The organism is Emticicia fontis (assembly GCF_054779675.1).
The window spans coordinates 88,767-103,453 of the sequence record NZ_BAAGXU010000014.1; the positions used below are offsets into that span (position 1 = coordinate 88,767).

9 protein-coding genes are annotated in these 14,687 nt (G+C 38.5%); 5 read left to right on the forward strand and 4 right to left on the reverse strand.

Going from position 1 to position 14,687, the window contains the following annotated elements; translation table 11 throughout:
* Positions 1-44 precede the first annotated feature (44 nt).
* Genes ACYVFA_RS08500 through ACYVFA_RS08510 form a run of 3 tightly spaced genes read left to right on the forward strand, consistent with a single transcriptional unit; the run spans position 45 to position 4,202 of the window.
* Positions 45-2,177: a glycoside hydrolase family 31 protein gene (locus ACYVFA_RS08500; RefSeq protein WP_460471390.1), complete on the forward strand. Its 2,133-nt coding sequence runs from the start codon at positions 45-47 to the stop codon at positions 2,175-2,177.
* Positions 2,178-2,187: 10 nt separating this feature from the next.
* Positions 2,188-3,342 carry an alginate lyase family protein gene (locus ACYVFA_RS08505; RefSeq protein ID WP_460471391.1) on the forward strand — a complete coding sequence of 385 codons (1,155 nt, stop codon included), beginning with the start codon at positions 2,188-2,190 and terminating at the stop codon, positions 3,340-3,342.
* A 5-nt stretch (positions 3,343-3,347) separates the two neighbouring features.
* The gene (locus ACYVFA_RS08510) at positions 3,348-4,202 is read left to right on the forward strand and encodes an endonuclease/exonuclease/phosphatase family protein (protein ID WP_460471392.1); all 855 of its coding nucleotides are present in this window, start codon (positions 3,348-3,350) and stop codon (positions 4,200-4,202) included.
* Between the two features lie 311 nt (positions 4,203-4,513).
* Here ACYVFA_RS08510 and ACYVFA_RS08515 read toward each other — a convergent pair whose 3' ends face one another.
* Positions 4,514-5,029: a SixA phosphatase family protein gene (locus tag ACYVFA_RS08515; RefSeq protein ID WP_460471393.1), complete on the reverse strand. Its 516-nt coding sequence runs from the start codon at positions 5,027-5,029 to the stop codon at positions 4,514-4,516.
* A gap of 223 nt (positions 5,030-5,252) precedes the next feature.
* On the opposite strand from ACYVFA_RS08515, the gene ACYVFA_RS08520 reads away from it, so the two are divergent.
* Entirely contained in the window at positions 5,253-6,119 is an 867-nt protein-coding gene (locus tag ACYVFA_RS08520; RefSeq protein ID WP_460471394.1) for a bestrophin family protein, read from the forward strand.
* Positions 6,120-6,225: 106 nt separating this feature from the next.
* Positions 6,226-7,620, forward strand: coding sequence for a S41 family peptidase (locus ACYVFA_RS08525; RefSeq protein WP_460471395.1), 1,395 nt, complete (start codon positions 6,226-6,228; stop codon positions 7,618-7,620).
* 75 nt (positions 7,621-7,695) lie between these two features.
* Here the strand turns inward: ACYVFA_RS08525 and ACYVFA_RS08530 are convergent, their stop codons facing one another.
* The 3 genes from ACYVFA_RS08530 to ACYVFA_RS08540 all read right to left on the reverse strand — a co-directional run.
* Entirely contained in the window at positions 7,696-9,417 is a 1,722-nt protein-coding gene (locus ACYVFA_RS08530; RefSeq protein WP_460471396.1) for a tetratricopeptide repeat protein, read from the reverse strand.
* A 468-nt stretch (positions 9,418-9,885) separates the two neighbouring features.
* Positions 9,886-12,351 (reverse strand): beta-propeller fold lactonase family protein, encoded by a 2,466-nt coding sequence (locus ACYVFA_RS08535; protein WP_460471397.1) that lies wholly within the window; start codon positions 12,349-12,351, stop codon positions 9,886-9,888.
* 342 nt (positions 12,352-12,693) lie between these two features.
* Positions 12,694-14,687, reverse strand: a 1,994-nt coding sequence (locus ACYVFA_RS08540) for a PAS domain-containing sensor histidine kinase (protein ID WP_460471398.1), incomplete at its 5' end; no start/stop codon positions are given.

The following is a 14,687-nucleotide window of genomic DNA, read 5'->3' on the forward strand; positions in this document are numbered from 1 at the left end:
AAAGTTGTACCTTTCTGCCTCAATCTGGTACAACCTACACCTCTATGAAACCACTACTATTCACCTTACTACTTATCTCATTTTCTATCCATGCGCAACCTTTAAAATGGGTTGAAGTAAGCAATGGCATCTGGAAAGTTTCAGTAGGTAAACCCGAAAACTATGATTTATTAAAGGCTGCTGATGTAAAGCCCAATACAGTCGCCATACAAAAACTACCTCAATCAGCTTTTCCACTAGTTAAAAATGATATAGTAGTCAGGTTTCAGGATGGAAAAACCTATTTACGATTTCCTCTGACACGAGAGGAACAATTGTATGGTTTTGGCTTGAACTTCCAGACCATTCACCAAAGAGGGAGAATCTTACGCCTGCACGTTGACCACTATGGCAATAGCGATAATGGCCGGACACACTCCCCTACTCCATTTTATGTTTCATCCAATGGATATGGTGTTTTCATTAACTCAGCTCGTTATCTGGATGTGTACGCTGGCTCAAATGTAAGAAAAGACAGCAAAAATCCGCCAGAATTGCAGGATCGGAATACTGATAAAAACTGGTCAGCAAAGCCCTATTCTGATGCCGTAGAAATTCTGGTTCCGGCACAAGGCGTTGAATTTTATGTCTTTGCAGGGCCAAAGCCTATGGATGTCATTCGTCGTTTCAATCTCTTTAATGGCGGCGGTTGCTTACCACCACGCTGGGGTTTAGGTTTCACACAAAGAGTCAATCGCCTCTATACAGCTGATGATGTAAAAAAAGAAGCCGAAGAATTTGAAGAAAAAGGCTATCCGCTAGATTTTATTGGTTTAGAACCGGGCTGGCAAAGTGCTACCTATCCTTGCACTTTTGAATGGGATAAAACCCGTTTCCCCGACCCGGCCAGATTTGTCAAGGAAATGAGCGAAAAGCATATTCGCCTGAATTTATGGACCAATCCTTATGTTTCTCCGAAAGCCTCAATCTATCCAAAAATTGAACCTTTCACAGCTTCTCACACAGTTTGGGTTGGTGCCATTCCTGATTTAACATTACCACAGGCACGTAAAATATTCTTTGATAAATTTGAGCAGGACCATATTAATATTGGTGTAAGCGGTTATAAAATTGATGAAGTAGATGGCTATGATTCTTATCTTTTTCCTGATGTAACCACCTTCCCATCAGGTAGAAGCGCTGAGCAAATCAGACAAACTTATGGCTTATTGGTACAGAAGTACAGTACAGAAGTTTTCCGCAAGAAAAACCGCCGGACTTATGGTTTAGTACGCGGTTCAAACGCCGGAGGGGTCTCTTTTCCTTATGTTATCTATAACGATAATTACAGCCATCAGGATTTTATTACGGCCTTAATCAATAGCGGTTTTGCAGGAGTATTGTGGACACCAGAAGTAAGAGCCTCAAAAACGAGTGAAGAATGGCTTCGACGAATGCAAACGGTTTGTTTTTCGCCAATGGCTATGATTAATGCCTGGTCGAGCAGTACTAAACCCTGGTCTTTTCCTGATGTGGCTAATGAGGTAAAACAAATAGCGCAACTACGCTTGCAGATGATGCCCTATTGGTATACCGAATTCGCTAAATACCATTTTGAAGGTACACCGCCATTCAGAGCTATTAATTTAGAAGACGGTTTTGTGGCTGAATCAGGAAAAGAAAAAAACACGAAAAGTCTGGAAGAGAATCCATATGAAGAAGCCCTGAATAAAGAAATTAAAGACCAGTATATGGCAGGTGAATACCTCATGGTAGCTCCGGTTTTCACAGGGCAGACTTCACGTAAAGTGATTCTGCCCAAGGGTAACTGGTATGATTTTTATACCGGAGATTATGCAGGCAATGGAGAAATTATCACGATTACAGCCACTCTTGATAAAATTCCGGTTTTTGTAAAAGATGGTGGTATTATCCCGATGATGGCACCCATGCTGCATGCACCTGAGCCGAATCAAAAAGTGGATTTAGAGATTCGTCATTATGGAAAATCAAATGGCCTCAGTCGACTATACGATGATGATGGAGAAACTTTTGATTATGAAAAAGGAGTTTATTCATGGCGAACACTAAAGGTAGAAAAACAAGCTGACGGGCAATGGAAAGGCAGTATTTCTGCTACGGAATCAGGTAAACCCAATACCATTGCTAATGTTAGCTGGAAATTTATGACGAAATAAGATTGACCTCATGCGTTTATTATATCTCATTTATTGTTTCTTATTCACACAGGCTGTCCTGGCACAACAACCCCTGCAGCAGGTTAAAGAAACCCTCAGAAAACAGATATTGACAGAGGCGGATTGGGCTATGCAGCAAGCTCCCATTACCGTTACGGCTAGCAGTAGTAGCCGTAGCCAGGGCACCATCCACGATTTTTATTCCGAAGGAGATTATTGGTGGCCAGACCCCACCAATCCTGACGGGCCTTATATTCAGAAAGATGGGATGACTAACCCCGATAATTTTGTTGCCCATCGTTTAGCCATGATTCGGTTCAGCAAAATCGTTGGTTCTCTTGCCTCGGCTTACGTCCTGACTAATAATCCCCGATATGTAAAACAGGCTTTTACACATCTGGAAGCCTGGTTTGTTAATCCTGCAACCAGAATGAATCCATCCTTGCTCTATGCGCAAGCCATTACAAGAAAAGTATCCGGCAGAGGAATTGGTATTATAGATACGATTCATCTGATGGAAGTAGCACAAGGAACTATTACAATGGAAAAAGCTGCCAATGTCGATAAGCAACTATTGGCAAATATCAAAAACTGGTTTGCCGAATACCTGAACTGGCTAACGACCCACCCTTACGGCAAAGAAGAAATGGAAGCGAAGAATAATCATGGTACTTGTTGGGTAATGCAGGTAGCTTCATTTGCTAAATTAACTCGTAATCAAACTTTGCTTGATTTTTGCCGTAATCGTTATAAAACTGTCCTATTACCTAAACAGATGGCGGCTGATGGGAGTTTCCCTTTAGAATTAAGTCGTACCAAACCTTATGGCTATTCGTTGTTTAATTTAGATGCGATGGTGATGCTATGCCAGATTCTTTCTACGGCACAGGATAATCTTTGGGAATATCAGGCACCTGAGGGGCAAACCATCAGAAAAGGAATTGAATTTTTGTATCCTTATGTAGCTAACAAAAGCCAATGGCCTTTTAAGCAAGATGTAATGTATTGGCAGGATTGGCCAATAGCGCAACCTTTTCTGGTTTTTGGGGCAGCTAAATTCGGGCAGGATAAATGGCTGCAAACCTGGAAAACTTTAGAGCACAATCCAGGCACAGAAGAAGTAATCAGAAATTTACCTATAAGAAATCCAATTATTTGGTTTTAAGCTTTATGAAAAAAATCCTATTTCCCATCGTTCTTATTTTAAGTTTAACACAAGTGAGTTTTGCACAAAAAGACCTGAATGTCATGACTTATAATATCCGTCTGGGGATTGCCTCTGACGGAGATAATCAATGGAATAACCGCAAGAAAAATCTGGCGAGTATCCTGACCTATTTTGAAGCTGATATTTGCGGAATGCAGGAAGCCTTTTTCAGTCAGATTCAAGACCTTGAAACTTTATTGCCAGACACTTACGCCTGGGTTGGCAAGGGGCGCGATGATGGCAAAGAAGCCGGAGAATTCTCTTGTATCTTTTATAGGAAAGATAAATTCACGATGCTAGAAACCAACACTTTCTGGCTGAATCAGCATCCAGAAACAGTAGGCTTGGGCTGGGAAGCCAAGTATAATCGTGTTGTTACTTATGCCAGGTTTGAGCGCATGGCCGATAAGAAAATTTTCTTTGTTTTTAATACCCATTTCGATCACGAGGCAGTAGTAGCCCGCCGGGAAAGTGCTAAATTATTACTAGCCAAAATCAAAGAAATTGCTGGTATTACGCCTACTATTATTACCGGAGATTTCAATGCCACACCAAGTTCGGAGCCTATCCAGATTCTGACAGATATGAGTAAAACAGATTATTTAATGGATTCTGAAGCACTGACATTGACACCTCATTTCGGACCTTATAGTTCTTTTACAGGTTTTCAGTCAAGAGAGCAGGATGGTATGCGGATAGATTATATCTTTTTGAAAAACGCTGATTTCAAAGTAAAGAAGCACGCAACGATTTCGATGTCGTGGAATGGAAGATTTGCCTCTGACCATCATCCGGTGTTGGCAACGCTATCGTTTTAGATAATTTAGCGGTCCACCGTGCGGTGATTGAGCGAATAAGCAGTCTGCCGCGCAGTGATTTAGTGATTAATACATTAAATCAACTCCTTTACCACATGCTGAGATAACTATATAAAAACAGCTTGAACGTTGCTTTAGAAAGCGCGTTCAAGCTGTTTTTTCTTATTCCAAGGGGCAGTAGTCTGGCGTGATAAATCATATAGAAACCAGAGTACAATTGCTATAAATGCAATAAAGATTATTCTAAAGATTAGGCGGTTTTTATTGCCCTGCGTATTATTTGCCATCAGATTAAAACCAAAACTTAATTACTATTCTGTCTTTACAATATTACTCGGAGAATAATAGTTCAAAAACTTGCCACTTTTGTTCGAGATTTCAGCCCACTTTACATTCTCAAATTCTATGACCACCACCCCAGCCTTTTCCATTGAGCCACCAATATCGGCACGGGTAAGATATTCGGCAAAGAAAGTAATATCTGGGTTATGCCCAAAAATAGCCACTGTTTTTACCTTTTCGTTCAGGTTGTTCAAGGCAGCAAGATAAGCCCTTGCTCCTCCGCCATAAATAGCCTCATCTAACACAATTTCGTCGGCATCTTTATGTAATTGTTCAGCAAAAATCTTGGCTGTCGACTTACAACGGTCAGCAGCACTACTTACTAATAACTCAATTTTAACTCCTTTTTCTGCTAAAAACTTTCCCATGCGGGCCGATTCGATGATACCATGCGAGGTAAGGTTGCGATCAAAATCCCGAAACATTGGGGTGTTACCTCCTTCTTCAGCGGTGGCATGACGAACCAAATAAAGCAGTTTTTTCATATTTTCAACGGTTTTGGCACGAATATACAAGCATTCTTAGAAATTAACTGATTTTTTTCTGAATTATTCATTAAAAATAATCATCGAAATTTAATTTTATTAGTACAACCAAAAGAACAATGATTCTGTTTTTCAGTTTTAATTGTATTCGTCAAAAAAATTATATTTGCACCCATAACAATTTAATTATCCTAAAAATACCAGCTCAACTACCCACAAGTTTATGATAGATTATAACCCAAAGAATTGGTGGAAACTCATTTTCTACTTCCACAAAGCAGACACTTTCCGTAAATTACTACCTGCCATGTTGGGTCTGGCTGCCTATACTGCCGCATTTGCCTACATAGAAAATGATATTTTGCATTATGTTCCGATCAAGAACCCACTTACTATTCATTCATTAGTTGGTTTTGTTTTGTCTTTATTACTTGTTTTCAGAACTAATACTGCTTATGACCGCTGGTGGGAAGGGCGCAAAATATGGGGCAGTTTTACCAACAATTCAAGAAATTTTGCCTTAAAACTGGCTACTTTTCTTCCTCAAAATCATCGGGCCAAAGAAACTTTAAAAATCATGATTGGCAATTATTTACAGGCCGTCAAGGATCATCTGAGAGGAAAAGCACATATAGAGCATCTGGTTTTTACTGAAACGTATAATGATGCTTATTATAAGGATTTCAAGCATATCCCGAATAGAGTATTTCAGGCTATTTATAATGAAATTCATCAATTACATCAATCAGGCATTATCAATGGAGACCAGTTGATTGTGCTGAACAACGAAATTTCATCTTTTACGGATAACCTTGGCGCCTGCGAGCGTATTAAGAACACCCCGATTCCGGTTTCTTACAATATTTTTATCAAGAAGATAATATTTATTTATGTATTTACCATGCCGATTACAGCCGTTCTGGAATTCAAATTCTGGTCGGTTTTTATCGTTACATTGGTATTTTATGCATTTGCCGGAATAGAAATTATGGCCGAAGAAATAGAAGAGCCTTTCGGAACTGATCCGAATGATTTAGAGCTGGATAAAATGGTAAAAAATATAAAGGGCAATCTGGCAGAAATATTATAGTTATTTCAGCCGAACTCAAGTATATTTACTAAAATAAAACAATTGTCGCAACTTATCGTTAATTACTTACGTCAATATAACTGAACGCTAAATAATACTTTTGAATATGAAATTTACACCTGCAAAATCTCTGATTTTGGGTCTATTTTTGACAGGAAGTATCTTGTCTTGTAAAGTAGATAAAACGACTGACCCTACGCCTACCGGTACCGATAATGCGAACGAAGCTGTAAATGCCTGGATTTACGATAATTTGAAATACTGGTATCTTTGGACAGACAATATGCCTGCCAAGAAAACTACGAACGATGCTCCCGACGATTATTTCTATACTTTGTTGAACGATTATCCGAATACAGACCGTTTTTCGTGGATTCAGGAAAGCTCAGATGAGTTAACCAACTCGCTTAATGGTATCAATAAGGTATTTGGCATGAAATATACCATCTACTATCTGGATAATTCGCAGGTTAATGTAGGCTTTTTTATTACTTATGTAATCAAAGGTAGCCCTGCTGAAAAAGCCGGATTAAAACGTGGTGACATTATTTTAACAGTGAATGGCACACAGTTGGATAAAAATAATTACAGCACACTAACTACTGCCGAAACCGCTACTTTCGGATTAGGTAAAGTTGCCAGTGGTGTTTTCTCTACAACAGGTACAACTGTGCAAGTAACCAAAGCCGAAGTACAGGATAATCCGGTTCACTACTGGACAGTTTTTGAAAAAGGGAATAAGAAGATTGGGTATCTGGTTTATAGCCAGTTTATCAGTACTTTCGACGATAATCTTCGCCAGGTATTTGCTGAGTTTAAAAGCAAAGGTGTCAATGAATTGGTACTTGATTTAAGATTGAATCCGGGTGGATATATTTCTTCTGCTGATGTTCTGGCTTCATTGATTGTAAAGAACCTTAATACAGATAATGTGATTCATACCGACCTCTGGAATGCCAATGTAACCAAAGATCGTCCTTCTTATTCTACTCCATCCAAATTCAGAAATGAGCCGAATAACTTGGGTACATTGAGCCGTGTATTTGTATTGACTTCTACCGGAACAGCCTCAGCCAGTGAATTGGTAATTAACGGATTAAAACCTTATATGGATGTATACCTGATTGGTGCGCATACTTATGGTAAAAATGTAGGTTCAGTAACGATAACAGATTCACAAAAACGCTGGAAATGGGGTATGCAACCAATCGTATTAAAAACAGTCAACTCAAAAGGAGAATCAAACTACGGCACAAAAGAGGGTTTTTCTCCTGACTACGCAGTAACTGATAATGTGATTCCGTATAAAGCATGGGGTGATGAAAGCGAAACATTGTTGAAAAAAGCATTGGAGTTAATCACTGGTCAGGTAGCTACGCAACAAATAGCACCTAATGCTCGTGTATCCGTTACCGAAATGAAAACTGAAGCATTAAAAGTAAACGAATCTGAGAATCCTTATCAGAATCGTAAGGAAATGTACACAACGCTTCCTAAATAAGGAAATTCATTTCATAAATATAAGAAAGACCGATGGAGCGATTCATCGGTCTTTTTATTGCGCGTAGAATCAAGTTTACAAAAGTCGTGAAGAGGCAATTTTAATATCAGCATATTTCCAGGCCTCGTCAAACTGTTGTTTTATCTGGTTATATTTCTTTTTGTCTCCCGTTTTTTCGTATACATTCGTCAGGCCTTTCAAGGCCCACCCGTTTTTAGGATATGTCTTTAAATCCTGTTCATAAACGGTAATAGCTTCTTCATATTTCCCGGCATCAATCAATACAGCCCCTAAATGGTGACGGATGGAAAAGAACCAATCAGCAGGTTCATTATAATTGAGCGCATCTTCTTTGGCAACCGCCTCTCTTAAAAAAGCAATTGCTTGCGCATAATTCTTTTCTTTTGCATTTATCTCTCCCTCTACTGTTTTTGAAGCAATCATACATAAATCGTATACATTGTTGATATTCCAGATGGTTATGGCTTTTATGCTAGTGTCTTTCAGAATGGTTTTCATTTCAGCTAAATGTTGCTTAGCCTGAGCTGTTTTATTCTGTGAAAGCGCAGCCATTGCATTTGCATAGTGCCAGATTACTGAAGGATATTTTAAGATTTTCTCCGGAGCCTTAGATTTCAGAATATTCTCCCACAAACCCAGTTTTACCTGAATGTACCACGGAATCGTATAATAATGCTGCAAAGTACCCCAGACAGGGTCTAACATCAGTTTTTTATGCGCATGATTAGCCGTTTGCATCGCACCAATCATGGCACTCTTGCTTTCACCGCTTAAAGTGCCACAAGCCGCAATGAAATGGTAATTATGCGGATAATATCCCAATGGATAAGCCCCTTGTGCATGGCAAGCTTCGACATATAAACTATCAACCAGCGAAGCTTGCTGATTGCCCAATACCCCCTCATGATATTTTCCTATCCTGATATAAATATGAGAGGGCATATGGAGCAAATGACCTGCTCCGGGCACAAGTGTTTCAAGCAGTTTGGCATTTGTCAAAGCTTTTTCGGCGTGCTGCGACATCTCCTGCGCATGAATATAGAAGTGATTGGCACCAGCGTGTTTCGGATCTACCTGTAAAGCTTTTTCCAGTACAGCTATAATTTCGGGCGTCCAGGGCTGTATAGTTCCGTCACTTTTCCATAACTGCCACGGGTGTAAATTCATCATTGACTCAGCATAAAGTGCGGCAACATCTGCATCGTTCGGGTATTTTCTATAAACTCTTCTCATGGTAACCGAATAAGTCGAATCAAGTCTGGAACGTGGAATGCTTGAATCTTTAGCATAACGCGTACTTAATGCCTGAATCAAATCTTTCTCTTTGGACGTACAATTGCCAACAAGCACCAGAGCCTTTTGCACAGCATCATAAGCCCGCTGGAAATTATCCGGCTCCATTCCTGCATTATAGTTAGGCCCCAATACATAAGCAAAACCCCACCAACCCATAGCACAGCTTGAATCCTGTCGCGTCACTTCATAAAAAGACCGGGCCGATTCGGCATGATTAAATCCATAAGCCAGCATAAGCCCCTGATTAAAGTATTTTTGCGCCTCAGCACTTTTGGTAGTGATGGTAAAATCAATCCCTTCCAGACCAGGTAAAAGCGGCGCCTTTTTATTAGAAGAATACCATTTTTTATCAATCACTTCAGGTAAGGTACAGACTGACATGGTTGAAGCAGAGGTTGTATCCTTAGTATTTTCAGTTTTTTGTTGGCAAGCTGAAAGAAAGATAATCAGACAGAGGGCATAGTGCAAAAGGAGTTTCATGTTTAAATAGTTTAGTGTTTTCAATGGTATACGAAGTTAACACTTTTCGAATTAATTTATTGGAAAGGTGTCACCCCAGTTTATATTTTATTTGACTCAAGAGTTAACTTACTCATCTTCAGTATAGCAATAATATAGATACCTATACAGGAAAATCTGATTTAATAAAAATCATGATAGTATCACCACTACACAAACGATTCCGGCAGGTTAAGTACTGCTATAAGTAAAAGGATATTCTTACAAGTTATATTTTACAACAAGACAAGCAATGTTTTTAAGGCTGAAACAGATGAGTGTAATTGAAAGTCAGGCTAAAGCTACCTTATAAAAAGTATAGCCTTTTAACAAATAATGTATACTTGTTAAAAGGCTATTGTATCATTTAGAAAACCCTTTCTTTTTTTAGCATAATCGTTTCAGTGCTATTGAAAGAGTTCCTTGCTTAATATTAACCGATGTATCATCTCAATCATCATCATCATCGTCGTCATCTCCTTCTTTCAACACCAGAAAGGCGCTTCTCTTAGGAGCAGGCATTGGGCTGTTTAAGCCTTTTATCGTCTGCCATACAATCCTGCTGAATTCCAGATCATTAATTAAATCAGGTTTAGATAAATCAAACTCAGCCGATTTGATTGAATTTCTATTCACTGCCACATTGCGTTCATTCAGGTCAATATTATTTTTTCGCGCCACAAATCCTTTGCTATCCACCGTTTTGCTAAAACTACGCCACATAGGTGTAGCTGCTGCATCGTATTGACTCATCGGAGGAATTCCCAGAATCAGCTCCATTGTACGTAACATACTTGAGGTTGAGTACATCGTATGGTCAACGTAGCCGCGTTTCACAAATCCTCCGGCAACATAGGCTGTTGAGCGGTGCGCATCTACGTGGTCTGAACCATTCTGCGCATCATCTTCCAGAATAAATATAGCCGATTGTTCCCAGATACCTGATTTGGAAATATGCTCTACCAGTTTCCCAACTGCCAGATCATTGTCGGCAACCATAGCCTCGGTAGTTGGCATTCCTACTCTTGCGCCAGCAGTATGGTCATTTCCAAGACGAACAATGCTTAACTTAGGCACCTTGTTTATAGCCAATAAAGAATCAAAATCGGCTTTCCATGCCTCAACGCGCGTAATATCTTTGACAGAAAGATTATATGGGGGGAATTTCAGACTACAATTCTCTTTCAGATTAGGCAATTTTGCGCGTTGCTCAGAAAATTCACCATAAGATCTGAAAGTTACACCTACACGATGCGCAAAGTCCCAGATAAAGCCATTTTTCGGGTAGGCAATTTCGCGGCTTCCTTCATAGTCATACGTACCACCACGACCACCATAACTAGTTACCCAGGTTTTCTCTACATAATCGTTGGCATAGGCAGCCGTCGACCAGTTATGTCCGTCTGCACTTACTTCGGCATCTACGTAAAAATTATCCAACAGAACAAATTCATTTACCAAAGCATGTTGATTTGGTGTAATTCTTTCAGGGAACAAACATAAGGTTGTATCTCCATTTCCGGTTTTTACATCACCCAATACCTGATCATAAGTACGATTTTCTTTAATGACATAAAAAACATATTTGATGGGTGATTTCTGACCTAATTTTGTTGGAATCGGATTGCCTTTCTGGCCTTCGGTTTCGAGTTCTTTGGTTTTGGTATAAGGTGTATTTTCGTAAACAATTTTTGAATATTCAGCTAAAGTTTTTTCGTCCGGAAAATCAAAAATCGACAATGTACCTTTGAATAAACCACCAATATATTGTGTACCTCGAACAGCCTCAGGATTGGCACCTTTAAATTGCGGGCTCTTAGAACTTACCGGATTGGGGCCTTTCGGGTTAGGCGAAGAAGAAAACCCTTTGCCGTTGGTTACATAAATTTTATTACCGATTGTTTTGACAGAAGTCGGATACCAACCCGTAGGAATAAAACCTAAAGAACGGCTTTTGCCTTTTTCTTCTACCTCAAAAACAGCCAAACAATTATTATCTGCATTGGCAATGAAAAGATATTCTTCATCTTCGCTCAAAGCCACTCCATTAGGTGTTGAACCAATAGGTGACTCAGGGTATAATGCACAAGAAAGTGTTTCGATACGTTGTTTTTGCTTGGTATCAATGATAGATACCGTATTATCATTCCCGTGAGAAACATATAAGTACTGGCCATCTTTGGTAAGTACCATGTCATTCGGATTTTTATCTACTGCAATTTCATCGATGATTTTTGAAGCAGCAATATCATAAATCAAGATTTTTGCCCCTCCCCAAAGAGATACATAAAGCATACTTTTATCAGGTGAAAGTATACAGGTATAGGCTTCGGCTGCCAAAGGTATTTTTTTCTCAATAGTTCTGGAGGCAATATCCAATTGATAAAGGGTATTATTATCTTTAGCCACTACAAAAATATTCTTTTCATTTGCGCAAAGTCCTGCCGGAGAAACCTTTACAGGCCAGGGCTTATCCAGAATAATCTCCCCATCTTTCTGCAACTGGTTGTTCTCAATTTTATAGATATTGATTTTATTGTCGTTCCCTGCTGAGGCATAAAGGAATTTCTCATCAGGGCTAAAAGCCAAACCTAACCATGATTTTTCGATAATCTCATCATCTAAAACTGTTTCTGTTGCCACATCAATCAGTGAAATGCTTTGCGTGCTTTGCCCATTATTAGTGACAGCCAGATATTTTTTTGAAGGAGAAACTACTAAGTTTAGTGGTAAATCCTGCAATTTCAGGCTTTTGCCAACAGGGGTTAATGACCAACCATTACTGAGTTTCACTCTTTTTAAGCCCAGTTTTTTAACAGTCGAGCTGCTAACAGAGCCACCCGGACTGTTTGTCTTCTGGTTTTTACAGCCTATTATGAGGCCTAAAATTATTAGAATTATGACTGCGTTTTTCATGTATTTAAAGTTTCTTAAAGCGAACAGAACCAAATCAGATTAATGGAGGACTTATACGGCTGGATTTGAGGATTTATTAGAATAAGTATAGTAAAATTAAAATAATCTAATGAAAATCCTATATGTATGATTTCCATAAACTTCTACTTGCAAAACTACTTCTCCTATATAAAGAAACTATTAATTAATGGTTGCCAAAGCGTTAATTAATGGAAAATTATGCTAAAATAACCTCACAAAGAATAATTATGGGTTTATTACCAAAAATAGAAATCGTATCAAAAAGTGTGAGACAAACAAAATATACAAACCAGAAAATGAAGATGTCATCTAATTATATAATCAGGTGAGACTACTCCTTTCGAATTCAATCATGAATGTAGTTCCTTTATTGACTTCACTTTCTAAAGATATTTTTCCACCCAGGGCTTCGACCTGCGTTTTCACCATGTGCAGTCCCATGCCTTTTCCTTCGGTATGGTCGTGAAAGCGCTTATATAATCCAAATACCTGATCTCCTTTCTTATTTAAATCTATCCCAAGGCCATTATCTTCGAAAATGAGTATAAGCTTATTATTGCCAAGCTTACTTTTAATATTTATAAAAGAATCAATATCTGATCTTCTATACTTGATACTGTTTGAAATAAGGTTATAAAAAATACTATATAAATAACTCTTGGTCGTCATAAATTCATTGACTGCTGAAAAATCACTGACGATAGCAAACTGCCCTTCGACAATCATATTGCTAATACTCAATTGTATATTTTCAACCAATTCTGAAAAATAAACTGTTTCCTTTAACTGATACAGATGCCCGTCTTTCCTGAGCAGAATATCATTCAAATCCAGAATTACTTCATCCAGTTTATTGATTGATTTAGAAAGCTCGTCTATCATGAGTTTCCCCTGCCTTTTGTCTAAATTCATCGTTTGCAGAACATAGATTATCCCGCTGATATTGGCTACAGGTGCCCGGAGATTATGAGAGACAATATACGCAAACTGTTCCAGGTTCTTGTTACGTATAACGATATCATCTGTCATTTTAACACGTTCCTGTTCAGCCATTTTTAGTGCTGTGATATCTCTGGAGTAACAAGCACACCCGATGATTTCATTATCCTGTATAATTGGGTAAAAAGAAATTTCCGACCATATTTCAATAGGAGTAGCCAGGTGGTCAATCGCACTGAACACCTCTCCGGCAAAAGCTCTTTCAAAAAAAGCACTGTAACGATTAAGCTGCTCTTTAGTGAATTCAGATTTAATGATAGAATTATCTTCCGAAAGCGCCTTTCCGGTTACTTGCTGAATTAATTGATCAAACGCCTTATTAGAGGTAATTAATTCCATATTTTTATCTACACTCCACATCAGGTCATCAGTGCTGTTAATCAGAGCATAGAAATTCTTCCGGTCAAACTCTTTCTGGCGTTCGGCGATTTTTTTCTCTGTCACATCTCTCACAAAAACTAAATGCTGACCATTATTCATTGTTCCGCCACTTAAGTCTACATATACTGTTGTACCATTCTTAGCTTTTAAGCGTCGCTCATATCGAATCTTCTCGCCCGGCTTTAGATTTTGTACTCTCGGCGGATTCAATAGTAAATCTTCTTCAAAAAGGATATCTCTTATTTTCAAATGCTTAAATTCTTCATTCGAATACCCCAGTAGAGTGCACTTACTGGAGTTTACTTCGATAAACCGGCCACTTGCATCAGTTATAGAAATAGCATCAGGTGCCTGTTCGAAAAGTGTCTGGTACCTTATCTCACTGATTCTTTTTTTCTCTTCAGCTTCTTTCTTTTCTGTAATATCACGATAATTACCTATAATAGAACTGATATTCTTTTCATTCAATAAATTAGTAACAATGCCTTCCATCCACAATATTTGTCCATTCTTATGATTTAAAGGGAAAATAGTATGAACAGGAACATTCGGACTTAATAGAATTTTCTCAAAAAATTGTCTCGACCGCTCCTCCTGCTCCTGACTCATAATTCCGATAAAGGATTTAGCTATTAACTCTTCAATAGTATATCCTGTTATTCTTTCAAAAGCAGGGCTTATATAAATAAAATTCCCTTCACAATCGAATGTAGCAATTATATCTCCTGCATTTTCTACTAATAAACGAAATCGTTTTCCGCTCCCTTCCAGAATATCCTGTTGCATCTTTAGGTCATTCTCTAATTTTTTTTGCCTATCAATAGTAGTCTGTAATCCGTTCAATAGCTTAGGCAATAGCACTGAGAAAATTAAACTTAACGTGAGTTCGGGATTATTTTTTAATAAAAGCGGCAGGTTTAGTTTCATAAAAACAA

What these genes read in the sequence shown, in the direction of transcription:
- ACYVFA_RS08520 (WP_460471394.1), top strand. Translation starts at nt 5,253, where the DNA reads ATGATAGATTATAACCCAAAGAATTGGTGGAAACTCATTTTCTACTTC.
- ACYVFA_RS08500 (WP_460471390.1), top strand. Translation starts at nt 45, where the DNA reads ATGAAACCACTACTATTCACCTTACTACTTATCTCATTTTCTATCCAT.
- ACYVFA_RS08530 (WP_460471396.1), bottom strand. Translation starts at nt 9,417, where the DNA reads ATGAAACTCCTTTTGCACTATGCCCTCTGTCTGATTATCTTTCTTTCA.
- ACYVFA_RS08515 (WP_460471393.1), bottom strand. Translation starts at nt 5,029, where the DNA reads ATGAAAAAACTGCTTTATTTGGTTCGTCATGCCACCGCTGAAGAAGGA.
- ACYVFA_RS08535 (WP_460471397.1), bottom strand. Translation starts at nt 12,351, where the DNA reads ATGAAAAACGCAGTCATAATTCTAATAATTTTAGGCCTCATAATAGGC.
- ACYVFA_RS08510 (WP_460471392.1), top strand. Translation starts at nt 3,348, where the DNA reads ATGAAAAAAATCCTATTTCCCATCGTTCTTATTTTAAGTTTAACACAA.
- ACYVFA_RS08525 (WP_460471395.1), top strand. Translation starts at nt 6,226, where the DNA reads ATGAAATTTACACCTGCAAAATCTCTGATTTTGGGTCTATTTTTGACA.
- ACYVFA_RS08505 (WP_460471391.1), top strand. Translation starts at nt 2,188, where the DNA reads ATGCGTTTATTATATCTCATTTATTGTTTCTTATTCACACAGGCTGTC.